The following is a 26,928-nucleotide window of genomic DNA, read 5'->3' as shown; positions in this document are numbered from 1 at the left end:
GCTTATGCCCGTTTTTTATTTTTTAAATAACAAGACCATTACTGGTCTTGTACATCAGTTAAGCGATCAAGTTTTTTCTGGAAATAATCACCTTGTAAGAAACGTGCTTCCACATTCCATGCATTTGCAAATAGGTTCATATCATTTAAGTTAGCCAATAAAATTCCAATTGGTTTTACAGTCAGATAGTTCAATACCTTTTCTTGCAAGTTATTCAGACCCTGATCTGAACTTAACAAATCCGTTTTGCTAGACTGTAATTTTACAAGCTGAATATCAAGCTGCTGTAAAATTGAATCACTATGCATAGAAGAAGCAAAATCTCGAATTGAAACTTCTGCACCGTGTTGACGTAAACGACCAATCAATGGCTGAACTGTTGGAAGGTAGTGCTGAAGTGCTTGTTCTGAAAATTGCAAAATCAATGGACTTTCAAGTTTGCTACCAATGATGGTAAGCAGCTTTGAAATTAGCTCTGGGAATGATTTATCTTTCAGCAAAATATCAATATTCAGGTTAATAATGAGTCTTGCTTTAGGATACTGAGCAATAAAATTGTGAAGCTGTTTACATGCTTCAACTAATATCCAGCGATCTACTTGAATTGAAAGCTCAGCATCTTCTTTTAAGTCAGCTAAGTCATTTAAATCATGCCATTGTTCATCAGCAATAAAGCCACTCGTCACTTCATAGTTATGAGTTTCTTCATCATGTTTGTCATACACTTGCTGATACTTCAAATGTATCTCACCTTTAGCAAGTTTTTGTTTTAACTGCTGTAGCAAAGATGACTGAGAACTCACCTCGAAATGTTCAATCGTTAAATCTAGAGGAACAGTTTCAACAGTCGTTGAAACGATTTTTTCTTCAATTGGTGCTATTTCAAGTTGAGGTGTAACTTGAGGTAGATTCTGCTTTTCAGCTTCATTGAGTAATGAGCTAAAAGAAATCTCAGTGAGTGGTTGGTTAAGCGGAGCATAGCCAAGCTTTAACTGTACCGAGAAGTTTTGTTCATTCACTTTTAACAAGTGTTCTTTTTGCAAAGTTTGTAGACTTGTTAACTGCGAATTTAAAACTGAACTATTTTCAGCTTGTAAAATCCCAGCATAAGTTCCCAAATCGACTTGGAAAATTGGCATTTGCGCATGGTCTTTTAAAAAACCATGAAGCTGATTGAAATATAGTCCTAACGTCTGCCAACCTTGTTGAAAGAGGCGTTCTGGGCATTGCGCGAGCTTAAATAACACTACAGCATTGGCTTGCGCAGGATGGGTTGATAAATGTCGATTGATTTGTTGCCAAGCCGTACTTAATCCGACACTTTTTTCGGATGGAGACGTGTTTGCTGGAATGCTTAAATCAACTTGATAATCGATGGTCAGTTGTACAGCATCTTCTTCTTGGCTTGGAATAAATTCCAATTTCAAAGCATTATTACCAGAAATAGCCTGATGCTGACTTTGAATTTCAAAACGAGCTTGATCAAACTGACCTAAAGAAATTTTCTTAAATCGTTGTTTGAAAATATTTAAATCGTTCGGCTGTAAGACATCCAAAATTGGCAAACCAATAATATCTTCTTCTTGCTTAAAGCCAAAAAGATTAAGGTATTCAGGATTTGCCTTAATATGTATGCCTTCTTGAAAAATAGCGACTGCTTTATGGCTGTTGTCGACTAGAGTTTGCGTATGACTATGAATGGTATCAAGCTCTGCTAACAAACGTTGTTCCGTTTGTAAAAGGCGGCTATACGATAAGGTTCGAACAAGGGTGATGTAGAAATAATCCAATGGTTCTAATGGGACTACATCGTAAATACCTTTTTGAACATAGCTTTGGTATTGCTGTGTTTGATAATCATCTGGTTGTAAAAGTAAAATTGGAAGCTGCGGCTGTTCTGACGCTTGAACGAGGGAGAGAGTTTGTTCAATTTTCAAATCGTACGCGCGGCCAAAAATAATCACATCCCATGATGTATTGAGCTGCTTTTCAAAACTTTTTAAATCATCAAGTAATAAAGCATTAACTTGATATTGATTCCCCGATAAAAGATTTAAAATTTGGTTATAACGTAACTGGTTATCATCAATAATGAGTAAACGTATTTCAGTACGTCTTAACTTTTTAGATAGTAAAGAGTTTCTCACTTTAATGCTTCCCATAAATCTTGACTATTCGCGTTACTATTCTTTTTCAACATGAACTGATCAAGCAAATGTTGTTGCTGATCATTTAAAAGTTCAAATTGAAATTGAATAAAACTCTGAGTAATGAGTTGTGCTTTGAGTAGATACACTTTGATTTCTTCTGTCCCCAATCGTAAATGAATTGTTTGTTGCTCTCTAAAAATTTGAGACCCCGGTAAAATAAGCGTGTTTTGTATTTCTTCTAAGTTTTGAGTTTGTAGTAATAGTGCAGGGTGATAATTACGAGTATGGCGCTCAGCCTGAATATGTACAGCACAAGGGAACATGGCTTGTGAAAGAATTTCTAAGCCCAGTTCCAAACTTTTTTCTGTTGATTGTTTAATCCAGCGAATCACACCGCCACGCCACTGACCATGCAATGTTTCTTTAACTAAAATATATTCGCCAGTTCGTAAGTTTTTAGGCGCTTCACCAGACCATTTAATACGATAGCCATTAACACTGATATCAAGCACTGTGGTTTGATAAATGGTTTTACTTTCACGGCTTAAGCGTTGGTAAGACGAAGTTTGTTGCTCTTTTTTCTCTAGGTTTGATAAAACTTTCGATTCACTTTGTAAATTATAGTTATTGTTCAGTTGTAGTGTTTCTTCAAAGTTCTTTGCTTTAGATAGATAAAAATGTGCGGTAGTTAATCCGAAGCAAATTTGGAGAGCAGCATTATATTCATAACGTTCATGACGGCGCTGTGCGGTCGTGCCTAAAATGGTTTGAACGTGAAACTTTAACGCAGGGCTTAAATAAATCTTTTCATTTTTAGACATGTACTGAGCATTTTTATGCATGGTGGCAGTGACATGCTCAAGCAACGCTTGAGTGCTAATAAAAATGCTTGGATTGAAATTTGAGCTTTGTTTTTTGTTATATACCGGTGGATGGTCTTTAGTCGGGTCGACCACATACTTAGTTAAAGCACTATCTTTAGGTAAAATTTGAATCATACGTGCCCAGTCAAAACTACACTGGAATAGCGCTTGAATTTCCGATTGACGAATCTGATTGGTATTAAAAATATCTAATAAAATAAGCTGAGCGTATGCCTGTGTAATATTGGCTAAAGGATGCTGTACGCCTTGAATATGATTAATATTGGTTAAATGATATTTATATTGGACTGCGGTTTCATAAAGTTCATGAGCAATTAACCATTGGCCTTTGACAGGTTCGCTATAGAGCATGTGCTGCTGATATAAAAGGTTGGTGAGTTGCTGCAATGCATGGAAAGTCGCCAAAATACGCGCAGTTTGTAAATTTTTCTTTTGTTTAAATGAAAATAGAGAAAACTTCTGTCTTTGTAGTTGTCCGTGGCTTGTCCTTGCGATATTTAAATAAATACTCGCAAAATAACAACGTAGAAGCATTGCCAGTTCAATAATGTGCTCGTTACGGTCTGTACTAATCACACCTTGGTTAAAAAAGTTTTTTTCTAGACTCGCTAAAACATTATTAATGGTTGGGTGAAGTGTTTGAATTAAATCGAAGCGAAGCGTTTCACTGCAATTTAATTCATTCAATTCCAAAAGTGCTGTAAATAACGCCTTTGAGGTATCACCCAATTGCATAATAGAAAGGGTAGTAACCCATTCATTAAGGTCTTTAATATTGGCTTCACAAAAGCTTAACCGTTCACGAGTAAGTGCGGTTTGATTGTGAAAAATGTCCGAAAGTGCATTATTCATCATCACTTATTATATAACTCAAAAAGTTGTAGCCCCAAAAAGCGGTGTTTTATTCTTTTCGCCCGCAATTTCCCTGACGAGTTTAGGAACCAAATACCCCGGTAGGCTCGCTAACACGTCTTGATATATTGCATCTATTTCAGATGGTATTAAATCAAAATGTTGTGCACCTTTTACTTTATCTAAAACATGTAAGTAATAAGGCATAACGCGAGCTTCAAATAAACGATAACTTAAATCAACGAGTGTCTCGGCAGAATCATTAACACCTTTAAGCAACACCGCCTGATTAAGTACAGTAATGTGCTCGTCAGATAACTGCAACAATTTTGAACAAGTAAAGTCATCGAGTTCAGAAGCATGGTTCGAGTGTACCACCAGAACAATACGCAGCCTACTGTTTTTTAATAAAGAAATAAGCTGTTCATCGATACGGTTTGGAATAACAATTGGAACGCGTGAATGAATTCTCAGAATCTTCACTTGTTTGAGAGATGATAAACGTTCCAACCAAAGTGCTAATTTTCGGTTAGACAATGTAAGTGGGTCACCGCCACTTAAAATCACTTCATTAATGTCAGGATTCGCTTCAATATAGTTTTTAATGTTTAGCCAATCGTCATTTTTTGGCAAATTTTCCTGATAGGGAAAGTGACGACGGAAACAATAACGACAATGAACTGCGCAAGCACCTGTCAAAGTCAGTAAAAAACGTGATTTATATTTGTGTAATACACCCGGTAACTGGTTAGCTGCTTCTTCACCTAAAGGGTCGGTTACAAACTCAGGATGTTCTTCAAGTTCTAAATGATGAGGCAATACCTGTAGCAAAAGCGGGTCAAGTGGGTTTTTAGCGTTCATTTTTCCGACGAACGCACGAGGCACACGTAATTTAAACTTTTCAGAAGCTAGAATCGCACCCGATAATAGCTGATCTGAGGATAACTCGAGTAGGCTTAGCAGTTCAGAAGGATCAGTAATAAGGTCACTGAGTTGTGATTGCCAGTTTTGCTCTTGGTATAAATAGTTTATCATTTGACACGATTAAGATAATGCAACAACGCATTATATCGCATAGTTGACTTGTTAAGTTTGGAGTGTGCCTTTCATGGCCTATTATTCTACAAATGATTTCAAAGCTGGCCTTAAGGTTATGCTTGATGGTAACCCATGTTCTATCATGGAAAACGAATATGTAAAACCAGGTAAAGGTCAAGCGTTCAACCGTGTAAAATTACGTAACCTTAAAACCGGTAAAGTATTAGAAAAAACTTTCAAATCAGGTGACTCTTTAGAAGCAGCTGACATCGTTGAAGTTGAAATGGAATACCTATACAACGATGGTGAAATGTGGAACTTCATGGATCCTGTATCTTTTGAGCAAATCGCTGCAGACAAAGTTGCAATGGGCGATGCTGCTAAATGGTTAAAAGACGATTCAAATGAAAAATGTACAATTATGTTGTTCAACGGCGTACCTTTAACAGTAAGCCCACCGAACTTCGTTGTATTAAAAATCGTTGAAACTGATCCGGGCGTACGTGGTGATACATCTGGCGGTGGCGGTAAACCAGCTAAGCTTGAAACAGGTGCGGTTGTTCGTGTTCCGTTATTTGTTCAGCAAGAAGAAAGCGTTCGTGTAGATACTCGTACTGGCGATTATTTAGAGCGTGCATAATAGTTAAAAAATACACTATTATCGAAGGGATGATGTAAATCATCCCTTTTTTTATGCGAAAGTATAAGAGGAAAAAAGAAAAAGGAGGAGTAGAGTCACAGGGATTAAGAGAAACAGTACATAACAATATAAAAATGCTGTAGTTATTTATTGAGAGGTTAAGAATGGACACAATGCAAGCGAAATCTACGCTTCCCTCCAAGCTGGTCTGGAGCCTAGTGGCAATTATAGGTGCAATTTCTTTTGGGATGCTGGCACTTAGTCGTGGTGAACATGTTAACGCGGTTTGGCTTGTACTAGCTGCAGCATGTGTATATAGCATCGCATACCGATTTTATAGTCTATTTATTGCAACTAAAGTATTTGAATTAAACCCAAGACGTTTAACCCCAGCACATCGCTTGGCCGATGGTCTGGATTATGTTCCCACCAATAAATATGTGCTTTTTGGGCACCACTTTGCTGCAATTGCTGGAGCAGGGCCGCTAGTCGGACCAATTTTGGCAGAACAAATGGGCTTTTTACCGGGAACCATTTGGCTACTGGTTGGTGTGGTTCTGGCAGGTGCGGTACAAGACTTTTTAGTTTTATTTATATCGACACGCCGTGATGGTCGTTCACTTGGTGAAATGGCAAAGCAGGAGCTTGGCTCTTTTGCTGGTGTTGTGGTAATGCTCGGTGCGCTCGGGGTAATGATTATTATCCTTGCAGTACTGGCGTTGGTGGTTGTTAAAGCACTTGCACACAGTCCGTGGGGTGTCTTTAGTATTGCAGCAACCATTCCAATTGCATTGTTCATGGGCGTTTATATGCGCTTTATCCGTCCAGGACGTATTGCAGAAGTTTCAATTATTGGCTTTGTTTTAATGATGCTGGCAATTGTCTATGGTGGACATGTTGCAGCAGACCCGTACTGGGGTGAGTTCTTCACTTTAACGGGTACACAACTCACTTGGTGTCTCATCATTTATGGTTTTATCGCATCGGTATTACCAGTTTGGTTGTTGTTAGCACCGCGTGATTATTTATCTACCTTCCTTAAAATTGGGGTGATTCTTGGTTTGGCGGTGGGTATTATCATTGCATTACCTGAATTGAAAATGCCTGCTGTAACTCACTTCATTGATGGTACAGGTCCAGTTTTCTCAGGTAGTTTATTCCCATTCCTATTTATTACCATTGCCTGTGGTGCTATTTCTGGTTTCCATGCGCTTGTATCAAGTGGTACAACACCAAAACTCGTCGATAACGAAGCTGATATTCGTGTGATTGGCTACGGCGGTATGCTTATGGAGTCTTTTGTCGGGATCATGGCCATGATCTGTGCGACAGTTTTAGACCCAGGTGTATATTTTGCGATTAATGCGCCTGCGGCAGTACTCGGCACAACTGTAGAGTCTGCGGCAGAAGCTGTACGTAATTTAGGCTTTATTGTTACCCCAGAAATGTTAACCGTATTGGCTCAAGAAGTAGGTGAAAGCTCGATTCTTTCACGTACAGGTGGTGCGCCTACCTTCGCTATTGGTATGGCTCATATCATTTCTGAAATTTTTAATAGCCGCCAAATGATGGCATTTTGGTATCACTTTGCCATTTTATTTGAAGCATTGTTTATTTTAACTGCTGTCGATGCCGGTACTCGTGCTTGTCGTTTTATGGTGCAAGACACGGTAGGTATTGTTATTCCTGCGGTTAAAGCATCAGGTTCATTCTTTGGTAATTTGGTTGGTACAGCCGTTGCAGTTGGTGGATGGGGCTTCTTCGTCTATCAAGGTGTGATTGACCCACTTGGTGGCGTTAATTCATTATGGCCTCTGTTTGGTGTTGGTAACCAAATGCTGGCTTCTATGGCACTTATTTTAGGTACAGTCATTCTGTTTAAAATGAAAAAAGAAAAATATGTATGGGTAACGATTATCCCAACTATTTTCTTGTTCGTAACCTGTATGACTGCTGGTTGGCAAAAGATTTTCCACGAAAACCCAAAAATTGGTTTCTTGGCGCAAGCGCATAAGTTCTCTGATGCGATTGCTCGCGGTGAAATTATTAAACCAGCCAAAACTATTGCTGAGATGCAAAACATTGTGATGTCGAATCAGATTAATGCTGCGCTTTGTGGCTTCTTTATGATTGTTTCGATTGTCATGATTATTGCCTCAATTGGTATTGTTCGCCGTGCTTTAGCGAGTCGTACTCCGACTGTAAATGAAGCACCTGCGGTATATGCCGATCCTGAAGTGGTTACCACTCGAGGAGAATAAAGATGAATTTTAAATTTGCAAAAAATGGAACTGTCATTATTGCGAAAATCATCAAAATGACAGTGCTCTCGCAAAAAGAGCTATTACTTTCTCCAAAGAACTGGTCGCGTATAGCAACCTTGTGGCAGCGTTTACAGCAAAGCTTCCGACTCATGGTCGGAGTGCCAGACTATCAAACGTATTTGGAGCACATGAAAGCTCATCATCCAGATTTAACACCTATGGATGCGAAGACTTTCTATCGACATTGTGTTGATGTGCGTTATCCATCGGCAGGCGGTACTTTAAAGAAATGCCCTTGTTAAATTGAGAGTTAAATTCAGCTAAACAAAACGGTATGTGGTTGAACCATGTGCCGTTTTATTTTTTTGGAAAATGAAAAAAGTTTGCTCAAAGTCTGCTCACTTGTATTTTTTTCAATGGCAAATCTCTTGTTTTGCTTTTGAAAAATGAATATTATGCTTTCCATTCTAGGTGTATAGCTCAGTTGGTTAGAGCGCTACGTTGACATCGTAGAGGTCTCCAGTTCGAGTCTGGATATACCTACCAAGATTTAAAGTCATATAAACTCGAATAGCTTTACATGACTTGAAAAGCCCTAAACTGTAATGGTTTAGGGCTTTTTTATTGCTTTGAATAAAGTTATTTTTAAAAAATTAAGAAGTGTTTTTAAATCATTTAATGCTCGTTCTCTGTCTTGATATTTTGTACTTGCACGGATATATATTCTAATAATCAATTATCATTAATTCTTATTTTACATGTCTTATGATAATGCTATTACTTGATTTAAAATAATATTTTAATAATATAGATTGATTTTTGCATTTAAATTTTTTATTTTTGAGTATAGTATTTTAATAAATATACAAACATAATTTTGGATTTAAAGAATGTCACAAGAAATTGATATTGAAAAAGAATTGGCTGAATTGTTGAGTGAGTCTCTATCGGCTCCATTCTTATTTATAGGTTCTGGCTTCTCTAGACGATACCTTGACCTACCTGATTGGAAAGGCCTATTAAGCCATTTTTCTACTTCAATGCCTTTTGACAGTTATTTAGGGACGGCAGACAATGATTTTCCTAAAGCAGCATTAGCGTTAGCACAAGATTTTTCTAAGGAATGGTGGAGTTTAAATAAAGATCGTACTGATATTTATCAGTCAGCTAACTGGGCACCAGCTGTAGAAACGCCTTTAAAATATGAAATTGCACAATATTTAAGCCAAGTAGATATACAAAGTAAAATACACAATAATGATGAATTAAAAGAATTGCTTAATGAAAAGGTAGTAATTGATGGAATTATAACGACTAATTGGGATAAATTGCTTGAAAATCTTTTCCCAACGTTAAAAGTATATATTGGTCAATCTGATTTATTTTTTAAGCATCCTCAATCTATAGGTGAAATATTTAAAATACATGGATGTATTTCAAAATTTCCTAGCTTAATTTTAAGTAAAAATGATTATGAAAACTTTAATAAAAAAAATGCCTATCTTGCTGCAAAATTACTATCAATTTTTTTAGAAAATCCTGTAATTTTTATTGGTTATTCAATTACTGATAAAAATATAACAGATCTTCTCGAATTAATAGCAGATATGATGGAATCATCTGAACAGTTAGAGCGTCTAGGTAAAAACCTTATATTCTTGACTCGTCCATCGAATGATAAAGAGGCTATAGAATCTGTTTTAATGACGGTAGGAGAGAGAAAACTATACTTTACTCATATTCGAACGAATGATTTTTCTAAAGTTTATAAGGCTCTTCAATATTCAGAACGGAAAATACCAGTACATTTATTACGTATATTTAAAGAGCAGATTTATAATATTGTAAAAACTACAGAGGAAGCCGATAGACGTATCGCAGTTAAAGATTTTGATGAAGCCACAGCTGATAATTCTGAAATAGAATTTGTAGTAGGTGTTGGCGTAGCGCAAAATGAGTCAAATGGTAGTAGAGGACTAAGCGGTATTGGCAGTATTGATATCTGTAAAGATATTGTATTTGATGACTTACCATTTCAAGATATTGATGTTTTGAAAGAATCATTACCTCAACTTTCAAAACAGAATAGAACTTATCTTCCTGTACAGAAATACTTTAAAGCAGATCCTTCATTTTTATCGGAGCTAGATAATTATCCTGCATTGAAAAGTTTGTGCTTAAATGATTTGACATATTATGAAGACAAAATAAATTCTTATGTGAAGAGAAAATTTGATACAAGTTGGGTATTAGAGGATATTAAGGATAGAGCTGATTCAGATTGTAGTATTAATAAGAAATTAGACTTTTTGGCTTTGTGGTTGATTAATAATCAAGATGTGAATAATTGTATGCGTTTAAAAGCAGAGTTTTTACAGCCTGAATTTGATAATTTGAAAGAGTTTGCTGACCCTTCAACATTTAGACGTTTAATTTGTATTTTAGATCAAATTGAAAATAAGGAATTAATTAGTTGATATATAGGTAAATTAATTTATGTTTTTGAAGGGATATTATTTTAATATCCTTTTTTTATTATTTGAAGTTAAATAATTTCTATTTTTTAAGTCATGTAATATTTTTATGAGCCAATATTTGTACATTATGGATCAAAAGCATAAGTGCTGATACCTGATTCCTTTTACTTCCCTTTATAAACTCCCATTTAACAATAACTATCTCATTATTTATCCTTACTTTTTAATGATCTAATTTAAAACAAATGTCATTTTGTGTGCTTGACTGCAACAGGGTTGGGCACTATTCTTTGCCTGCTGGCCACATTGCCAGCCGGCTTTGACAGGCTGAATATTATCTCCCGCATCAGAGCTTTTCCTTCTGAGGAATAGTTTTGTGTGTGGTGTGCCACTCGTCTCTTTCCCGTAGCGGTAGGACGGGAGAGGGACACCCTCGGGTGTGCTAGTTTGAGATAATACTAGTCTGTCAACCTTCTTCCGTTCTGCCACCATAATTCTATAAATGTCTGGCAGAACTCCCAATAAAAAGGAGTTGGCTTTGCACATCCATTATTTCTTGGCAACCTTTGCCAAAAGCTATAACGACACCACTTAAAAATTTAAAGCAGCTTGATCACCTATAGGGTTTTCAGGCTTTCAGTCATTACGGCTCAAAAAACTTGCATCAACAATAAAACTTGAGATGTGCCAAGCACAGTCTTTATGGCTTTGCTATGCCTTTTTTTCAGCTTTAAAAAAGTGAAAGGCTTTTTATATCTCATTTATATACAACAAAAATTTAATTTATAACGGTAAAACTATGCCAAATTTAACTCTCCCAGCACGTGCTGTAAAAGTTATAAATAACGGGATTCAGGTATTTCATCACGGTGGGTTTCACACAGTCGGTGTCGACAAAATCGTGAGAGAAACTGAAATAACGAGAATGACGTTTTATAATTACTTTCACTCTAAAGAGCGATTTATTGACATTTGTTTAGTTGTACAAAAAGAACGCCTCCAAGACCAAGTCATTGAAATGGTCGAATATGACCATGCCACAAGCGCGTTAGATAAACTTAAGAAACTATATTATCTACATAGTGATATAGATGGGCCATATTACCTATTATTTAAAGCCATTTTTGAAACTAAAAATAGCTATCCAAACGCGTACCTAACCGCCGTGAGGTACAGAACATGGCTCACCAATGAAATTTATAGCCAGCTTCGATTAGTTAAAACTGATGTTTCATTTACCGATGCCAAACTCTTTTTATATATGATTGAAGGCGGAATTATTCAACTTTTAGGCTCGGATAGAGCAGACGACAAAGAGCAGATGCTTGAATATTTTCTGCGGGCTCTAACTTATAAGAAATAAACTTGATAGCTTTGTATGACTGAAAAAGCCCTAAATTAAAGTAATTTAAGGCTTTCTAGGGCAGAGCTAAAATAGAATACTTGGTAAATGTAGATAAAGAAAAAGAGTAATTTAGCGGCTAAAGTTTTATTCATTTAATGATAATTTGAAAAATGCTGCTTTAAAGAATTTAAAAAAAGTTCAACCTTCTTTGGAACTCTCGATCCATAAGGTGTGGTTGCATAAAAATAAAGATCAGAGTTTAAAAGGGTTTTTGAATAATTAATAATAATTCCCTCATCTTCATATTTTTTTGCTAAAAAGTCAGGTGCAAATAAAATACCCTGATTTCTCTTACAAAGTTCTAAAAGAATTTCTATATTATTACATGTCAATTTTGGTATTGAGTTAATAATATTATTTTTTAAGTCATCTTTAGAATATAGTAAAATGCTATGCTCTCTAAGCTCTTCTATATTTTTCGGTTTTCCATATTTATTTAAATATGCGTCTGTTGCATAAAAGCTTCTTTTATATGTGTTTAAAATGAAAGTATTTTGCTCTTCAATATTTTCTTCAACTTTTAAAATCACATCAAACTTATGAGGATTGATATGAGTGGAGTGGTCTGAAAACATAAGATCAATTTCAATATGAGGATATTTGATTAGAAAATTAGAAATGACATCTGAAAAGCACGTTTGGATAAAGGCATGTGGAGCACTAATTTTGAGTAAGCCTTCAGGGTACTTCTGGTCGTATACAAAGTCATGGGCTGCTAAATCTAACTCTTTCACAATCACTTTGCATCGCTCATAGAACTTTTCTCCAGAGCGAGTCAGGTCCATCTTTCGGGTGTTGCGTATAAATAATGATGTATTAAATAGACTTTCTAAATAAAAAATTCTTTTTGAAACTTGATCTCTCGTAATGCCTAGATTTCTAGAAGCATGACTAAAATTTCCATTCTCTACCACACTTATAAAAGTATTAATACAGTCTATTTTATCCATCAAATTTTAAAGGCTAAATGATCTTGCCGCTAAATTATATGAGGAATATCTGTATATCAATCATTGTATCTTTTTAGAATACAGTTTGTATTTAAATAAATATCTAGTAGTTTACACGGATTTTTGATTTTATATATCGTAAGTTATTTGGTTTTTTAAAGGTTAATAAAATATTTAAAATTATTTAAATTGTCTTTTTTTTATAAAGATAATTTTATAAATTAGATCATGAATATTGCATATTTTATAAACTTTTATTAATGCATGAAACTTATATTTTTTAAATATTAAAACTATGAGATTTCAAAAAGGTAAATAGATGAGTGACTTGATTAATAATAACCCAGTATGGGTAAAAAAGATCTTATCAATTCATGGATTGCTTCCGCTACTTCGACTTGCACTCGTTTCAGCGTATTTAGTGGGGGGAATTAATAAATTCATCGGATTTCATGCGGCTATTGAAGAGCAGGCGAGTTTTGGTTTACAGCCTGCTTGGCTTTGGGCAGCTACCGCTATTTTTATTGAAATTGTTGGTTCGCTCTTAGTTATTTTTAATCGTTTTGTCTGGTTAGGAGCAGGGGCTTTAGGCTGTCTAACTGCCATAGCAATGCTCGTTGCAAACGACTTTTGGAATCATACAGGCTCAGCATTTTTTAGTACGTTTAATAGTTTCTTCGAACATCTTGGGCTCATCGCTGCTTTGGTGATGGTCACCATTCTTTCTAATCAATCTTCAAAATCACAATAAGTTTAAGCATCTCATTTAAACAGGAGCATTTTATGCGTAAATCATTATCAGCATTGCTTTTAAGCACCATGCTAGTGGGCACAAATGTTGCCCTAGTTCCTCAGGTTTTTGCCAAAACAACAACAAGTATAAAAAGTGAGGCACCCGGTGTAGCCCCCCAATACGATACAACGCATGTTTATGTAAACCCTGAAGACTTTGACAAATTTACCGATAGCTTGGTCGCAACATTCGGTGGTACCAAGTCGAAACAAGGTGTTTTCCAAGTCACACCAACACCGAGCCAGACGATGTCTCAGCTTGTATTGACCCCAGTAGGTACATTGTCTGTATTTGGTTTTAAAACTCCAATTCCATATCCGTTTGGTTTAGAAAGAACTGGCTATTTAGTCAAAGACATGGACGCAGCAGTGCAGGCTGCCAAAGCAAATGGGGCAGATGTCATTGTAGATGCTTTCCCAGACCCAATTGGGCGTGATGCGATTGTCCAATGGCCGGGTGGCGTAAATATGCAGCTCTATTGGCACACGACTAAGCCTAACTATAACCAGTTAGAGACTGTTCCAGAAAACCGTATTTATGTTTCAAAACAAAGTGCTGACTCGTTTGTTAAGAAGTTCGTGAGTTTCTCGCACGGTAAAGTCGTTTCCGATAACCCTAAAGCCGCAGGTATAGAAATTGGTCGCCCAAATGAAACGTATAGACGTATTCGCGTTGAGTCTGACTTCGGCAAAATGACAGTATTCGTGACCAATGGTCATCTTCCTTATCCGTATGGGCGTGATATGACGGGTTATGAAGTTAAAAACTTATCTGAAACTTTAGATAAAGCCACAAAAGCAGGTGCATCTGTTTTGGTGAATGCTTATAAGTCGGATGGTCGTGAGTCAGCAATGGTGCAGTTCCCAGGCGGTTATATCGCTGAAATTCATGCGTCTATCAAATAATTTATAGCCTAAATGATGGATTGAAATTTGCACTTATGTTGCCTAAGAGCAGTATGAGTGCAAAACACCAAGTCTCTGCAACGACCTATTTATTACTATGGATAACACTTGATGGCCTCGCATGTTTTTAAAGATAGAACATATCGAACTAAGCACTCAGAGACTTACCTGAAAATAATAAAAATGAGTCTGTTATTAACCAGCAGTTTATTTTTCTATGAATCTGCTTATGCAGAAAATGAAGCCTCAAACACAAATGCATGTCCAACTCGTCCAAAAATCTCAACGAATCGTTGGCAAGAAAATTGGGATGTTTTAAAAAATCCGTGTGTGCCAAAGAAAATAGGAGACGACTTCAAATATATACCTTTTGGCGATAATAATTATTTATCACTTGGGGCAAATATTCGTGAACGTTTTGAAGTCAATAATAATGCAAAGTTTGGTACTGGAAATAATCAGGCCGACAGCTATTTAATTCAAAGATTACAAGCGCATGCAGATGTAAGAATAGGCGATCATTTACAATTATTTACTCAGCTAAGCGATGCCCGTGCGTTTGATAAAAAAAATATTAGTAGTACCGATCAAAATAGACTTGATATAGAACAAGCCTTTATTGCATGGGTGAGCCCTTTAAATAACGGAACTTTTAAATTTAGAGTAGGCCGTCAAGAAATGGCTTTTGACTTACAGCGCTTTATCTCGAATAGAGAAGGCCCAAACGTTCGGCAAGCCTTTGATGGTGTATGGTCGGGGTATGAATATGGCGACTGGAGAGTTTTAGGTTATCTCACCAGACCTGTTCAGATAGAAAAAGATTCCACGTTTAATGACCACTCAAAAAGCAATTTAAGTTTTAGCGGCTTTCGTGTAGATAAACAAAATGTAGGGGATGGCGAGTTATCGGGTTATTACTCGCGTTATAAACGAGATAATGCCTCTTTTCCAAGTATTAAGGGCAATGAGGTTCGAGACTTATATGACCTTCGCCATATGGGTAAAAAGAATAATGTCGATTGGGATGTTGAAGGCATGCTTCAGCATGGAAAAATCGGTGGACAAACAATTCAAGCTTGGGCACTGAGTAGTATTACGGGATACACTTTTGCTGACCAAGCGTGGTCACCGCGTTTAGGAGTGCAATTTGATATTGCCACAGGCGACAAAAGTACCAACGATAATCAACTTAATACCTTTAACCAGCTTTTTGCAAATGGCTCATATTTTACTTTGGCGGGTTATAGTGGTTATAGCAATATTATTCACCTAAAACCGTCTCTGACGCTCAAGCCTTCCGAAAAACTTACTTTGTTAAGTGCCTTAGGTTTTCAGTGGCGTGAAACTACCCAAGATGCGATTTATTTCCAAGGTAAGAACAGCATGGCAAATACCGCGGGGCAAGGTTCGAGCTGGACTGGGGCATATCTTCAACTCAGAGCAGATCGAAAAATTAATTCTAATCTATCTGTGGCTGCCGAAGGCGTGCACTTTGAGGTTGGAGATACCATTAAGAAAGCGGGTGGTAAAGACGCAAACTATTTAGGCCTTGAGCTTAAATATGGTTGGTAAAACGAGAAGAGTAAAAATATGAGCACAGGTATAAAGCAAACTAAAATTGGGCGTTACCAAAATTTAAACATTGAACTCGTGACTTGGGACTGTACCACGGCCGAGGTTGAGCTTTCCTGTGCTTGTGTTTTTGAACATGAAATGAATAACCGTTCTTTTTCGGGTGGTTTGGCACATTTAGATGAAGCTCTAAACGGCAGACTATATGAAATACGGAAAAATAACTGGTTTAGCGCAAAATTGAATGATGTTCTTTTAATAAATCAAACCCCATCCACGATACATGCCTCTAAAGTTTTACTTATAGGCATGGGAGCACCAGAAGATTTCACGTTAGAGCGAATCGAGACTGCGATAAAAACTGTTGTAAGAATAGTGCATCAACTGGAACTCAAAAGTGTGGCATTTGCGCCTAGTCTTTTAGATACAGGCCTGAATCCTCCTACTGGTTTAAATGAACTGATGCTAAGAAGTTTAAAAGAAGAATTAGACAAACATCATCAGCTTTATTTGCAAAAATTAGTCAAAAAATCTGAAATTGAAAAATGGGTATTTGATGCAGGTTTTCAAAATTATGATGCTAAGGCTGAGCAATATATCGCGTCTTTTGCTAAAGTTTTTATTGAAGATTCATTCTGATTTTAAAAACAAAATTCAGTAAAGCATTGTGAAAAGGAACATGATTTTAATTTAACTGCATCAGCCTGAACGATGCAGTTAAATGATCAATATTAAGAAATTTCTAAAATTTTCTGAGCGATATATAAATCTTGTATAGATAAGCCTGAACTGTCATAAATTGTGATTTGTTCTGGTAACTGCCTACCTTGGGCATTTGCTAAAAGCACATCACCTATATTGATTAAGGTTGCAGACTCAGGCGCATGTTGAAATTCACCAATGAGTTTAGACTGGACATTAAGATCGCAAAATAAACCACTATGTGAAAATAGCTCTGGCGGAAGTTCTTGTTTGCCTTGTTTATCAGAACCCATCGATGAAATATGAGTGCCAGCTTTGACCCATTCAGCTTTAAAAAGAGGAGTATGAGAAGAAGTTGCGGTCACAATAATATCGGCTTGTTCACAGGCTTCTTTTGCACCCGTAATTTGAAGCTGAATACCTAATGGTTTGAGGTCTTCTGCCATTTTTTCAGCTTTATGTGGGTCGCGCCCGACTATAAAAATCTGTTCGAAATTTCTAATTCTCGCTAAAGCCTCACACTCATATTTGGCCTGATTTCCTGTACCAAATATAGCCAATACTTTTGAATCTTTTCTTGCAAGTACCTGGGTTGCGACAGCATTAGATGCAGCTGTACGAAACGCATTGACTTTGCCTGCTTCGATGGCTGCTGCCATTTTTCCATTAGCTTGATTGAATAATAAAATGAGCGCGTTATGGCGAGGCAAACCATGTTTAGGGTTATCTTCCCAAAAAGAACCAACTTTAAGGCCAGCCAAATGCTCGGTCGCCGATGACTTAACGCTAAAGGTATTTTTGCTATCGGACCCTTGACCGTGAACCACAGCAAAACTTTTGGTTTCTGGTTGAGTTGCAGCAATTAAAGCTTGGTAAATGGCGTCATAAGCCAGTTCATGATTGATGAGAGCAGCAGATTCAGACTCAGAAATAAATCTCATCATATCTCCAAAAGTTTATTTAAATTAAGACACGAGCAAGCCGAGAGACGAGTAGCATGTAATGCCTATCTATGACGTATTAACTGAACTCATAGATAGGCACTAACTTTTATTAAGCAGATAAAAACTCTACATATTTAGAAATATCGACGTTGCCACCACTAATGATGATGCCTATACGTTTGCCTTTTAACTCATGCTTTAAATTACGTGCAGCAGCAAATCCGAGACATCCTGTCGGTTCAACTACCATTTTCATTCTTTCAGCAAAGAACTTCATACAGCTAATAAGTTCTTCGTCTTCTACTGTCAAAATGTCATCCACATTCTTTTGAATAATAGGGAATGTTAATTTGCCTAAATATTGAGTTTGAGCGCCATCGGCAATGGTTTGTGGCGTATCAATATGAACAATTTCTCCTTTTCTAAAAGACATTTGCCCATCATTTCCTAGAGCAGGTTCAACACCATATATTTTACAGTTTGGAGAGAGATGGCGAGCAGACAGGGCAGAACCTGCCAATAAACCACCGCCCCCTAAACATACAAACAGGTAATCTAATTCGCCGACTTCTTCAAATAACTCTTTTGCAGCCGTTCCTTGACCTGCAATTACATGTGGGTGGTCATAAGATGGAATGAGTGTCAGGCCATTTTTTTCAGCTATTTCTTTTCCAATTTTTTCCCGATCTTCTCTATAGCGGTCAAATTCAACAATATCGGCGCCGTATTCTCGTGTTGCTGCCATTTTTGCGGCAGGTGCATCTTGCGGCATAACGATTATGGCTGGAATACCAAGCGTTTTTGCTGATAGTGCAATTGCTTGCGCATGGTTTCCTGAAGAGAAAGCAACCACACCCGCTTTTTTCTGAGCTCCACTAAATTGCAAAAGTGCATTCATTGCACCACGAAATTTGAAAGCACCAACACGCTGAAAATTCTCACATTTAAAAAATACTTCTGCTTCAAATTCATTGTTCACAGTACGTGAAGTTAAAACAGGAGTCTTATTTGCGAAACCTTTTATACGTTCAGCAGCGGCTGCGACATCTTCATAAGTGGGAAGGGTTAAATTTTTCATAATTAAACCTAATGCTATTCAATGTTTTCGGATGCAAGATTTGCTATTGCTCAAGTGACATACAATATATGGACCTTGTTTAGATAAAATATATAGATTTAGATAAAATGTCTAATTTTATTTTCTAATTTGATAACAATGAGATATAAGATTTTGATTTACATTAAGTTTAAAATTGGATAAAAAGTCTAAAATACTATTGCATGCTTTATGCTAGGGCTTGAAATAGCAACTAAGTCATTTGGAGGAAATACCTTGGGCAATCGTGATAAACATTTACTCACTCAACTAGATACTATCGCGAAAGGGCTAAGTGAAACGCTATTTCCTTTTTGCGAAGTTGTTGTCCATGACTTAACAAATCCTGAGCATGCCATACTCTCTATACATAACAATTTATCTGGTCGAAAAATTGGAGATCCTGCCACTGAGCTGGGCTTGGCTAGAATCATGTCTCCAGAGTTTCCAAACCTCATTTCAAATTACGCAAACCAATTTGCAGATGGTCGTCCTGCCAAAAGTACGTCTATTGGAATTAAAGATGAAGAAGGGCAATATGTGGCCGCTTTATGTATGAATATAGATTTAACCCTATTTAGGGGAATGCAAAGTGCTCTAGACCAGTTCACTAAAATTGAAACTGACAACATTATTGAAAATCTGGAACCGAATGGTACAGAAGCAATTCGAAGATATATTGATCAATTTGCTTCAAAACACGCTACGACACCGCGTATGCTAAAACTCAATGAGCGAAAACAGTTAATACATGAACTCAAGAATAATGGCTTATTAGACATTAAAAAGGCCGTGGAAACGGTTGCTCAGCATTTAGGTATATCTAGAGCAAGTGCCTATTTATATGTGAAGGAAACTTAAAAGCTTTTTCATCATTTATAAAATTAGACATAGTGTGTGTTGTACTTGGTGTTGCATAACCTTTGTGCTTTTTGAAAGGTTACCCATTCAGTTTTTTGCTTTAAAGGTTTTATGGTATTTATCAAAAAATAACTTGTTTAATCAACATACCTCATTTAAATAATGAACTAGGTGATACAGTAATCATCTACATAGATTTATTTAGGAGGTCATTATTTGAAGGTGTTTTTTATTGTATTTATTACTATTTTTTCCAGCATCGGACTGTTTCTGTTAATTGCAGCTCTTCGCTATCGAAAGAATTATTCATCATCGGGTGAACCTGATTATTCATCTTCATCAAACCATCATGTTCATGACAATAGCCATCATCATAGCTCAAGCCACTCAAATGATTGTTCGTCATCTTCGGATTCAGGCAGCTGCGATAGTGGCGGTAGTAGTGACTAAAAAGCCCTTTTATATAAAAGGGCTTTTAGCTGTTTAAGGTAAATCAAACCAAATAAATTGACTGTCTTCAAGTGCATGAATCACGGCGTTATCTTCAAACACTAAAGCATCACCAGCTTTAACTTCTTGATCACCAATACGAATTACACCTGAAATCACATGAACGTAATTTACCCGTTTTGATGTTTCAACAGGAAGTTCATTTCCTTTTTTCAATACTGCAGATTTTACTTCTGCGTTTTGGCGAATGTGCATAGGTGCATTTGCATCTGGGCCTGCAATTAAATGCCATTTATTTGGATCTTTACGTGGGTCCAAATTAATTTGTTGGTAGTTTGGCTCAGCTTCTTTTACATCTGGAATAATCCAGATTTGTAATAGATGGACAGGTGTATCAGTGTTATTGATTTCACTGTGCGCCACGCCTGTACCAGCACTCATGAGTTGCCATTCACCAGCTTTAATTTGGCCTTCATTTCCCATCGTATCACGGTGTGAAATTGCACCATCGAGCACACAGGTTAAAATTTCCATGTTGTCATGAGAGTGTGTGCCGAAACCGTTATGGGCATCAATTCTGTCGTCATTAATAACGCGTAATGCACTGACACCCATATATTTCGGGTTATACCAGTTACCAAATGAAAAGCTATGATAAGACTCTAACCAACCCGCTTTAACATGACCACGATCTTCACTACGATGCAAAAAAGCATTCATGACTCGATCTCCTCAAATTATTATTGATCTCTTGAGGACTATGTTAAACCTGTAGAATGAAGCTAAAAATAGAGTAGATGCAACATATTGTTGCGTTTTTAATATGATCGATATATCAATAAATATTCGTTTTAAATTTTAAGTATAAAAAAAGCCTGCATAAAGCAGGCTTTCTTCTTTAAAGGATTATTCTAAGAATTTAACAGTTACACCTGCACGTACTTTATTACCTAAATCGTTAGCATCCCAGTTGGTTAAACGGATACAACCGTGTGATGCAGTTTTAGAAATTAAAGACGGGTTTGGTGTGCCGTGAATACCAAATGATTTTTTACTTAAACCAATCCAGATATTACCTACAGGAGCGTTAGGGCCTGGTGGTAAAGAAAGCGGTTTTAAGTTTTTACCTTGTACGAAGTTTGAAGGTGAATAGCTATACCAAGGGTTACGCGCAACACCAACTACCTTATAAGTACCGGTCGGAGAAGGCGTATCAGTACTGCCAATTGTTGCAGGAAAGGAACCTACCATTTGATTGCGGCTGTTAAACAGATACAACTGTTTTGCACCTTTATGCGCAATAATCAAATGAATATCTTCTGGTAAGTCATTGCGTACGTTTGGAACAATAACTTTCTCACCAACTTTTTTGAAGGTTGCTTTCGGGTTTAATTTCTTTAAGAAACCTTCATCAATATGGAACTTCTCGCCCAACATTTCAGTCACACGCGTGTAGTACAAACCTTTCATTTTGGCTTGTAATGCGTAGTCAGAAGGAATTGACTCAGCATATGGACCTTTTAAGTCTGCATCGGTAATTGTGTATTCAATAAATGCTGGTTTTGTTTGTTTTGCAACAAGTGCATCCCAAGTTTCTTTAGTTAACTCGCCAGTAGGAGATAAACCATTCATTTGTTGGAAAGATGCAATTGCTTTTAGGGTATTTTTACCGCTCATGCCATCAATCGCACCCGGCGAAGCATGTGCATTGTTCAACATAACGTGAGCACGTGCATAAACTGGAAATTGGCCTTTGCCAATGTTTTCGTACCAGTCAGCATTGTTTAAGCTATCTAATGTCCATGAAACAGCTGGAGCAGGAGCAGAAGTCTTAGTAGCTGTCGCTGTTTTAGCTGGTGCAGTTGGTTCTGAAGCAGCAATGCCTGAATCAGCATTTGGGTCTTCAGCTTTTTGCAAATTTTGTAATGTTGTAGACGCTCGATTTAAATCATTTTGTTCTTGAGCAGTAATCTGTGTCTGCGCTTGGGCTTTTGCAGTTGAAGCAGCATCTACAGCAAGCGGATCAATTGGATCCTCTACAGGAGCAGATACTTTTTTAGGGTTCAGTGGTTGCTCAGTTGTTGACGCAGCCAAAGCAACATTAGCAATAATACAACTTAAACTCATAGCGAGTAATGAGCGAACAAACATGTAATTCAACCTTAAGAATTTTCATATAAGCAATAGGGCAAGGAGACTGATCCTAACGTTTATAAAATCACCAACAACGCAATTTTTGCGCATTCAATATTGGTGAATTTAAGCATTAAAGGAATATCAATAAACCCGATGTAACATGTTGCAAGTATTGCAGAAAACCGAGCTTCTTGCAGTAGACTTTTGTGTAAATATGCATTTTTTAGTGGATTGACAAGTTTTTGTATGAAATTGAAATTATAAAAACATCTACGTTTTGATATGATGCTGCCACATGAAAAAGATAGAGATCGGCAATGACGACACTTAAAAATGATCGTTTCTTACGTGCTTTATTACGTGAGCCTGTAGACACCACACCGATATGGATGATGCGCCAAGCAGGACGTTATTTGCCTGAATATCGCGAAACACGCTCAAAAGCGGGTGACTTTCTATCTTTATGCAAAAATACAGAGTTTGCTTGTGAAGTAACTTTACAGCCTTTACGTCGTTATGATTTAGACGCAGCAATTTTATTTTCAGATATTTTAACTATTCCAGATGCACTCGGTTTAGGTCTTTACTTTGAAACAGGCGAAGGCCCTAAGTTTCATAAAACGGTTCGTACTGAACAAGATGTAGCAAATTTACCAAAGTTAAATGCTAAATCTGATCTTGATTATGTGATGAACGCAGTAAGTACAATTCGTTCTGCTTTGGGTGGTCAGGTTCCACTCATTGGTTTTTCGGGTAGTCCTTGGACGCTAGCAACTTACATGGTTGAAGGTGGTTCAAGCAAAGAGTTCCGTTTTACCAAGCAAATGATGTATGCACAGCCGGAAGTTTTGCATGCTCTACTCGACCATTTAGCAGATTCAGTGATTGACTATCTAAATGCTCAGATTGATGCGGGCGCTCAAGCAATTCAAATCTTTGACAGTTGGGGCGGTGCTTTAGCACACCGTGAATATGTAGAGTTCTCTTTGAACTATATGAAAAAGATTATTGCGGGTCTGCAACGTGAAAAAGATGGGCGCCGTATTCCTGTCATTGTATTCACCAAAGGTGGTGGTCAGTGGTTAGAACCAATGATCACAACAGGTGCAGATGCATTAGGTTTAGATTGGACGACACCATTAAATACAGCCCGTACAACTGTAGCAGGTCGTGTTGCTCTACAAGGGAACCTTGATCCGGCTGTTTTATATGGTTCAGCAGCTACGATTGAAAAAGCCGTAAAAGCGATGTTAGATGACGCTTACGCAAATGGTGAGAAGACTGGTTATGTTGCAAACTTGGGTCATGGCATTACCCAGTGGGTAGATCCTGCGCAACCAAAAATCTTTGTAGATACAGTGCATGAGTATAGTGCTAAATATCTAGGATAGTTCTTTGTGCGCCACCTAACTTTACCAATTCATTTTATCGGCAAGGCTGTTTCGGCAGCCTTGTTTGGTATTCTGCTTTTAATAGCTTTTGCCCTGACAGCACCGATGGGTAGCCATGAATATATGGGTTTTTATCGTTATGATTATTTACTCATCTATGCACTCATTATTCAAATTTGCTTGTTATATTTAAAGCTGGAGTCATGGCAAGAAGCCAAAGTCATTGCTTTATTTCATATCATGGCAATGGTCATGGAAATCTTTTTGACACACCCCGGCATTGCTTCATGGCAATACCCGCAGCCTGCGGTATTTAAAATTATTACTGTGCCTTTATTTGCAGGCTTTATGTACTCGGCTGTAGGTAGTTTCTTTGCTCGCTCAATACGACTATTTCAAGTTTCCTTTGAGAAACTGCCAAGCTTTGGAAGCATGCTTTTTCTCGCATTTTTCTCATATATTAACTTTATGAGTAAATTTTTTATTCCTGATATTCGCTATATTTTATTTGCATTTAGTGTTTATATATTCTGGAAAACTACACTTTATTTTCAAATAAATGAACGTAAGTTTAAAACGCCGATGCTCCCTGTTTTGGTGACACTCGCATTCATAATTTGGGTTGCTGAAAATATTAGTACATTTTACAAAATTTGGGTTTACCCAAGTCAGATTAATGCTTGGCATATGGTGGGATGGGGTAAACTTGGTTCGTGGTATTTATTATTACTGCTAAGTTTAGTATTAGTTCTTAAAATATTAGGTCATCGAGATAATCAAGGTAATTGGAATTTAAAGTAAAAATTTCATTTTCACTTTTTATCATATTATTTAATTTTTAATTGCTAAATGACTGGCTTATCGCTATCTTTGAAGGGTGTAATAATAGTTACACATAACAATACATAAGAAACAAATCAATAATGATTTTTGGAGATATACATCTATGTTAAAAAAATTAGCTTTAGCTGCTTTGTTAGCAGCTGGTTCAAGTGTTGCTATGGCTGATAACGATGTAGGTTGTGGTGTGGGTACGCAAGTATGGGCTGGCCAAAAAGGAGTGGTGCCTAAAATTCTTGCTGCAACAACAAACGGTATTTTTACTAACCAATTATTAGGTATTACTTTTGGTACTTTAGGCTGCCGTCAAGGCGGAACAGTAACAGCTCAAGTTGTTACTTTCACAAATGAAAATGCAGAAACTTTAGCGCGTGATATGGCTGTAGGCCAAGGTGAAAGCCTGAACGTACTTGCTGAGTTAATGCAAATTAAACCACAAGATAAAGATCGTTTCTTCAAAGTTTCAAAAGCAAACTTTGGTGAAATCTATTCAGCAGACAACCAAAACACACTTCAAGTATTAGCATCATTACAAAACGTAATGGCTAAAGACGACGTTTTAAAAGCTTACGTATAAGTTTGAAATTGAAAACCCTGTCATTTGGCAGGGTTTTTCTTATATTTAATGATAAAAATTGATGAGCTTAATGAAATCGGTTGTTTTAATTTTTGCCTCATTGGCAGTTAATATTGCGTATTCAGCAGAAATAAATCCATCTATTCAAAACTACTGGTCTATTGCAGAACAAAAAAAGTTAGATCAAGACATCACATGGCAACGTCTGATGTATGCCAATAAAAACCAGAAGAGTGAAGTGAGTTACGCTGGTTACTTTATGGCACCAAATGGGAAAAATAATTTAAAAGAAGAACAGAAAGCAGATATCACAGCATTATTTGCACCAGCTCCAGACAATCAATCAATTCGTTGTAAGTTTCCTGCGCGCAGTCAATGGCTTATAAAGCAATTAGGCATTCAAGAAAATGAATTACCGCAAGTAAAATGTTCAGAGTTTGAAAACTGGATTGGCCAGATTAAACCTTATAAAGCGACGCTAATTTACGCGACAGACTTTATGGGCAATCCAAGCTCAATGTTTGGACATACCTTATTACGCTTAGACCCTAAAGATCAAAAACAGTTAAACCTCGTTTCTTACGCTGTAAATTATGCAGCCACTGTCGCAGGCAATGACAACTGGTCATATGCTTGGAAAGGCTTAACAGGGCAGTATCCGGGTGAATATTCACTAATGCCTTATTATCGTAAGGTAAAAGAGTATGGTGATTTTGAAAGCCGTGATTTATGGGAATATGAGTTAAATCTATCTCCTGAGGAAACACACTTTTTAGTGTCTCATATTTGGGAAATGCAACATGTGAGCTTCCCTTATTACTTTGTGAGTGACAACTGCGCCTATCGTTTATTGGGATTGGTTGATTTGGTTAAACCTGAGTCTAACTTACAAGAAAAGTTTAATTACGCTTCTATTCCAATGGAAACGATTAAAGCGATGCAGCAGCAAGGGCTTACGAATCCTCCTGTATATCGACCAGCTTTAGAGACTCAATTATTAGCTCAAGCTCATCAGCATGGCGCGTCTTTGGCAAAAGTTGCTCATCAGGTAGCCATGATGCCAACTAAAGAGTCCTCCGAAATACTTAAGTCGTATAGTCAGCCAGATCAGGCCAAAATTCTTGAGATGGCTTACGATGATTTATATCTACAATTCATTAGTCGAAAAGTTGAAGAAAGTTTTGCTCAACCACAGCTAAGGCAACTTTTGGCTTTGAGAAGTCAGATTGATTTAGATAAACAACGCCAAGAACCTAAACGACCTTCTACTGAACCTACACAAGGTCATAATGCACGCAATGTTTCGCTAAAACTGGGTGAAGTACAAGGTGATAAGTTTATCGAGATTGGGCATAGACAAGCTTACCATGACTTGATTGACCCTCAAGGAGGGTATCGTGCTGGTACTCAATTGCTTTTTTTAAATGGTAATGCCCAGTGGAGAGATGATCATTTAAAGCTAGAACGTCTTGATCTACTAGAAGTGAACTCCTATAACCCGATCCAACCATTCAAAACACCTCTTACTTGGGGATTTAACCTAGGCTGGCGTCAAGAAGCAGTTCATGACGGTGTTTATAGTGATGAAAAACAGCATGGTGTAGCGAGTTTTAATACCCAAGTTGGCTATAGTGTTGCGGACTATGACCGTAAACATGTGTGCTATGGACAAGTCCAAGCTTATGTTCAAGCAGGTTCAAATTTAGATAAAGGTTGGCGTGTAGGAATGGGGCCAACTCTAGGCTGTATGAATCAGTGGTTTGAAAAGTTTAACTCAGTGATACAAGTTGAACTACCCTATTGGGAAGACCAAAACCAATGGAACTTACGCTTAAATACCCAGTGGCAATATGCCATTAATAGCAATAATGCTATTCGCCTGAATTGGGATTATGAAAAACAAAATCATCTGGACTGGATGAAATCAAGTCTTGGATATGTTTGGTTCTTTTAAATCGTATATTCATAAAAAAAGAGAAATAGATTTCATCTATTTCTCTT

General features: G+C 37.1%; 23 protein-coding genes and 1 tRNA gene. 15 read left to right on the top strand and 9 right to left on the bottom strand.

All coding sequences use genetic code 11. The features are described 5' to 3' along the window. Nucleotides 1-38: 38 nt before the first annotated feature. From MSG95_RS01145 to epmB, 3 genes are read right to left on the bottom strand one after another with little or no spacing between them, the layout of a single operon-like run. Complete coding sequence (locus tag MSG95_RS01145; protein WP_077164827.1) at nucleotides 39-2,147, bottom strand: EAL domain-containing protein; 2,109 nt, start codon at nucleotides 2,145-2,147, stop codon at nucleotides 39-41. Next, nucleotides 2,144-3,889 carry a hypothetical protein gene (locus MSG95_RS01140; protein ID WP_025465158.1) on the bottom strand — a complete coding sequence of 582 codons (1,746 nt, stop codon included), beginning with the start codon at nucleotides 3,887-3,889 and terminating at the stop codon, nucleotides 2,144-2,146. The genes MSG95_RS01145 and MSG95_RS01140 overlap by 4 nt, the downstream gene beginning before the upstream one ends. A 15-nt stretch (nucleotides 3,890-3,904) precedes the next feature. Continuing rightward, entirely contained in the window at nucleotides 3,905-4,921 is a 1,017-nt protein-coding gene (gene epmB, locus MSG95_RS01135) for an EF-P beta-lysylation protein EpmB (RefSeq protein WP_004700170.1), read from the bottom strand. A gap of 73 nt (nucleotides 4,922-4,994) precedes the next feature. Here epmB and efp point away from each other — a divergent pair, with 73 nt between their 5' ends. From efp to MSG95_RS01105, 6 genes are all read left to right on the top strand, one after another. Then, complete coding sequence (gene efp, locus MSG95_RS01130) at nucleotides 4,995-5,564, top strand: elongation factor P (RefSeq protein ID WP_004700171.1); 570 nt, start codon at nucleotides 4,995-4,997, stop codon at nucleotides 5,562-5,564. 164 nt (nucleotides 5,565-5,728) lie between these two features. Next, nucleotides 5,729-7,825, top strand: coding sequence for a carbon starvation CstA family protein (locus MSG95_RS01125; protein ID WP_324644931.1), 2,097 nt, complete (start codon nucleotides 5,729-5,731; stop codon nucleotides 7,823-7,825). 2 nt (nucleotides 7,826-7,827) lie between these two features. Next, nucleotides 7,828-8,130, top strand: a complete 303-nt coding sequence (locus MSG95_RS01120; RefSeq protein WP_002052430.1) for a YbdD/YjiX family protein — start codon at nucleotides 7,828-7,830, stop codon at nucleotides 8,128-8,130. Between the two features lie 167 nt (nucleotides 8,131-8,297). Continuing rightward, a tRNA-Val gene (locus MSG95_RS01115) sits at nucleotides 8,298-8,374 on the top strand. Nucleotides 8,375-8,718: 344 nt separating this feature from the next. Continuing rightward, nucleotides 8,719-10,305, top strand: a complete 1,587-nt coding sequence (locus tag MSG95_RS01110; RefSeq protein ID WP_004700173.1) for an SIR2 family protein — start codon at nucleotides 8,719-8,721, stop codon at nucleotides 10,303-10,305. A 799-nt stretch (nucleotides 10,306-11,104) separates the two neighbouring features. Then, on the top strand, nucleotides 11,105-11,668 hold the full coding sequence (locus MSG95_RS01105) for a TetR/AcrR family transcriptional regulator (RefSeq protein ID WP_004700174.1): 564 nt from the start codon (nucleotides 11,105-11,107) through the stop codon (nucleotides 11,666-11,668). 134 nt (nucleotides 11,669-11,802) lie between these two features. Here the strand turns inward: MSG95_RS01105 and MSG95_RS01100 are convergent, their stop codons facing one another. Then, the gene (locus tag MSG95_RS01100; protein WP_004700175.1) at nucleotides 11,803-12,660 is read right to left on the bottom strand and encodes a LysR family transcriptional regulator; all 858 of its coding nucleotides are present in this window, start codon (nucleotides 12,658-12,660) and stop codon (nucleotides 11,803-11,805) included. A 319-nt stretch (nucleotides 12,661-12,979) separates the two neighbouring features. Between MSG95_RS01100 and MSG95_RS01095 the strand changes: the two genes are divergently transcribed. The 4 genes from MSG95_RS01095 to MSG95_RS01080 all read left to right on the top strand — a co-directional run bounded on the left by MSG95_RS01095 (nucleotide 12,980) and on the right by MSG95_RS01080 (nucleotide 16,569). Further along, nucleotides 12,980-13,411: a DoxX family protein gene (locus tag MSG95_RS01095; RefSeq protein ID WP_077164819.1), complete on the top strand. Its 432-nt coding sequence runs from the start codon at nucleotides 12,980-12,982 to the stop codon at nucleotides 13,409-13,411. Between the two features lie 32 nt (nucleotides 13,412-13,443). After that, nucleotides 13,444-14,358 (top strand): hypothetical protein, encoded by a 915-nt coding sequence (locus MSG95_RS01090; protein WP_004700180.1) that lies wholly within the window; start codon nucleotides 13,444-13,446, stop codon nucleotides 14,356-14,358. Nucleotides 14,359-14,469: 111 nt separating this feature from the next. Further along, the gene (locus tag MSG95_RS01085) at nucleotides 14,470-15,930 is read left to right on the top strand and encodes an alginate export family protein (RefSeq protein ID WP_324624570.1); all 1,461 of its coding nucleotides are present in this window, start codon (nucleotides 14,470-14,472) and stop codon (nucleotides 15,928-15,930) included. An 18-nt stretch (nucleotides 15,931-15,948) separates the two neighbouring features. Further along, complete coding sequence (locus MSG95_RS01080; protein WP_004700183.1) at nucleotides 15,949-16,569, top strand: M17 family peptidase N-terminal domain-containing protein; 621 nt, start codon at nucleotides 15,949-15,951, stop codon at nucleotides 16,567-16,569. A 92-nt stretch (nucleotides 16,570-16,661) separates the two neighbouring features. Here MSG95_RS01080 and MSG95_RS01075 read toward each other — a convergent pair whose 3' ends face one another. Together MSG95_RS01075 and MSG95_RS01070 are read right to left on the bottom strand one after the other, a co-directional pair. Next, nucleotides 16,662-17,573 (bottom strand): ornithine cyclodeaminase family protein, encoded by a 912-nt coding sequence (locus tag MSG95_RS01075; RefSeq protein WP_004700186.1) that lies wholly within the window; start codon nucleotides 17,571-17,573, stop codon nucleotides 16,662-16,664. Between the two features lie 112 nt (nucleotides 17,574-17,685). Next, on the bottom strand, nucleotides 17,686-18,654 hold the full coding sequence (locus MSG95_RS01070) for a threo-3-hydroxy-L-aspartate ammonia-lyase (protein ID WP_004700188.1): 969 nt from the start codon (nucleotides 18,652-18,654) through the stop codon (nucleotides 17,686-17,688). 255 nt (nucleotides 18,655-18,909) lie between these two features. On the opposite strand from MSG95_RS01070, the gene MSG95_RS01065 reads away from it, so the two are divergent. Next, nucleotides 18,910-19,533, top strand: a complete 624-nt coding sequence (locus MSG95_RS01065) for a helix-turn-helix transcriptional regulator (RefSeq protein ID WP_019457749.1) — start codon at nucleotides 18,910-18,912, stop codon at nucleotides 19,531-19,533. A 244-nt stretch (nucleotides 19,534-19,777) separates the two neighbouring features. Here the strand turns inward: MSG95_RS01065 and MSG95_RS01060 are convergent, their stop codons facing one another. From MSG95_RS01060 to MSG95_RS01050, 3 genes are all read right to left on the bottom strand, one after another. Next, the gene (locus tag MSG95_RS01060) at nucleotides 19,778-19,939 is read right to left on the bottom strand and encodes a hypothetical protein (RefSeq protein ID WP_157668061.1); all 162 of its coding nucleotides are present in this window, start codon (nucleotides 19,937-19,939) and stop codon (nucleotides 19,778-19,780) included. Nucleotides 19,940-20,016: 77 nt separating this feature from the next. Further along, complete coding sequence (locus MSG95_RS01055; protein ID WP_004700191.1) at nucleotides 20,017-20,703, bottom strand: pirin family protein; 687 nt, start codon at nucleotides 20,701-20,703, stop codon at nucleotides 20,017-20,019. Between the two features lie 186 nt (nucleotides 20,704-20,889). Continuing rightward, nucleotides 20,890-22,134: a L,D-transpeptidase family protein gene (locus MSG95_RS01050; RefSeq protein WP_004700194.1), complete on the bottom strand. Its 1,245-nt coding sequence runs from the start codon at nucleotides 22,132-22,134 to the stop codon at nucleotides 20,890-20,892. Nucleotides 22,135-22,436: 302 nt separating this feature from the next. Between MSG95_RS01050 and hemE the strand changes: the two genes are divergently transcribed. The 4 genes from hemE (at nucleotide 22,437) to MSG95_RS01030 (ending at nucleotide 26,881) form a co-directional block, all read left to right on the top strand. Then, nucleotides 22,437-23,510: a uroporphyrinogen decarboxylase gene (hemE, locus tag MSG95_RS01045; protein WP_004700197.1), complete on the top strand. Its 1,074-nt coding sequence runs from the start codon at nucleotides 22,437-22,439 to the stop codon at nucleotides 23,508-23,510. 6 nt (nucleotides 23,511-23,516) lie between these two features. Then, nucleotides 23,517-24,311: a DUF817 family protein gene (locus MSG95_RS01040; protein ID WP_004700200.1), complete on the top strand. Its 795-nt coding sequence runs from the start codon at nucleotides 23,517-23,519 to the stop codon at nucleotides 24,309-24,311. A gap of 145 nt (nucleotides 24,312-24,456) precedes the next feature. Continuing rightward, nucleotides 24,457-24,927, top strand: a complete 471-nt coding sequence (locus tag MSG95_RS01035) for a DUF3015 family protein (protein WP_004700201.1) — start codon at nucleotides 24,457-24,459, stop codon at nucleotides 24,925-24,927. Between the two features lie 61 nt (nucleotides 24,928-24,988). Then, nucleotides 24,989-26,881: a DUF4105 domain-containing protein gene (locus MSG95_RS01030; protein ID WP_025469086.1), complete on the top strand. Its 1,893-nt coding sequence runs from the start codon at nucleotides 24,989-24,991 to the stop codon at nucleotides 26,879-26,881. Nucleotides 26,882-26,928 lie beyond the last annotated feature (47 nt).

This window comes from Acinetobacter sp. IK23 (assembly GCF_035615275.1).
Classification (GTDB): Bacteria; Pseudomonadota; Gammaproteobacteria; order Pseudomonadales; family Moraxellaceae; genus Acinetobacter; species Acinetobacter seifertii.
Note: the sequence above shows the minus strand (reverse complement) of the source record. Positions and strands in the feature narration are given on the sequence as shown.

What these genes read in the sequence shown, in the direction of transcription:
- MSG95_RS01140 (WP_025465158.1), bottom strand. Translation starts at nt 3,889, where the DNA reads ATGATGAATAATGCACTTTCGGACATTTTTCACAATCAAACCGCACTT.
- epmB (WP_004700170.1), bottom strand. Translation starts at nt 4,921, where the DNA reads ATGATAAACTATTTATACCAAGAGCAAAACTGGCAATCACAACTCAGT.
- efp (WP_004700171.1), top strand. Translation starts at nt 4,995, where the DNA reads ATGGCCTATTATTCTACAAATGATTTCAAAGCTGGCCTTAAGGTTATG.
- MSG95_RS01125 (WP_324644931.1), top strand. Translation starts at nt 5,729, where the DNA reads ATGGACACAATGCAAGCGAAATCTACGCTTCCCTCCAAGCTGGTCTGG.
- MSG95_RS01120 (WP_002052430.1), top strand. Translation starts at nt 7,828, where the DNA reads ATGAATTTTAAATTTGCAAAAAATGGAACTGTCATTATTGCGAAAATC.
- MSG95_RS01110 (WP_004700173.1), top strand. Translation starts at nt 8,719, where the DNA reads ATGTCACAAGAAATTGATATTGAAAAAGAATTGGCTGAATTGTTGAGT.
- MSG95_RS01105 (WP_004700174.1), top strand. Translation starts at nt 11,105, where the DNA reads ATGCCAAATTTAACTCTCCCAGCACGTGCTGTAAAAGTTATAAATAAC.
- MSG95_RS01100 (WP_004700175.1), bottom strand. Translation starts at nt 12,660, where the DNA reads ATGGATAAAATAGACTGTATTAATACTTTTATAAGTGTGGTAGAGAAT.
- MSG95_RS01095 (WP_077164819.1), top strand. Translation starts at nt 12,980, where the DNA reads ATGAGTGACTTGATTAATAATAACCCAGTATGGGTAAAAAAGATCTTA.
- MSG95_RS01090 (WP_004700180.1), top strand. Translation starts at nt 13,444, where the DNA reads ATGCGTAAATCATTATCAGCATTGCTTTTAAGCACCATGCTAGTGGGC.
- MSG95_RS01085 (WP_324624570.1), top strand. Translation starts at nt 14,470, where the DNA reads ATGGCCTCGCATGTTTTTAAAGATAGAACATATCGAACTAAGCACTCA.
- MSG95_RS01080 (WP_004700183.1), top strand. Translation starts at nt 15,949, where the DNA reads ATGAGCACAGGTATAAAGCAAACTAAAATTGGGCGTTACCAAAATTTA.
- MSG95_RS01075 (WP_004700186.1), bottom strand. Translation starts at nt 17,573, where the DNA reads ATGAGATTTATTTCTGAGTCTGAATCTGCTGCTCTCATCAATCATGAA.
- MSG95_RS01070 (WP_004700188.1), bottom strand. Translation starts at nt 18,654, where the DNA reads ATGAAAAATTTAACCCTTCCCACTTATGAAGATGTCGCAGCCGCTGCT.
- MSG95_RS01060 (WP_157668061.1), bottom strand. Translation starts at nt 19,939, where the DNA reads ATGACGAACAATCATTTGAGTGGCTTGAGCTATGATGATGGCTATTGT.
- MSG95_RS01055 (WP_004700191.1), bottom strand. Translation starts at nt 20,703, where the DNA reads ATGAATGCTTTTTTGCATCGTAGTGAAGATCGTGGTCATGTTAAAGCG.
- MSG95_RS01050 (WP_004700194.1), bottom strand. Translation starts at nt 22,134, where the DNA reads ATGTTTGTTCGCTCATTACTCGCTATGAGTTTAAGTTGTATTATTGCT.
- hemE (WP_004700197.1), top strand. Translation starts at nt 22,437, where the DNA reads ATGACGACACTTAAAAATGATCGTTTCTTACGTGCTTTATTACGTGAG.
- MSG95_RS01035 (WP_004700201.1), top strand. Translation starts at nt 24,457, where the DNA reads ATGTTAAAAAAATTAGCTTTAGCTGCTTTGTTAGCAGCTGGTTCAAGT.
- MSG95_RS01030 (WP_025469086.1), top strand. Translation starts at nt 24,989, where the DNA reads ATGAGCTTAATGAAATCGGTTGTTTTAATTTTTGCCTCATTGGCAGTT.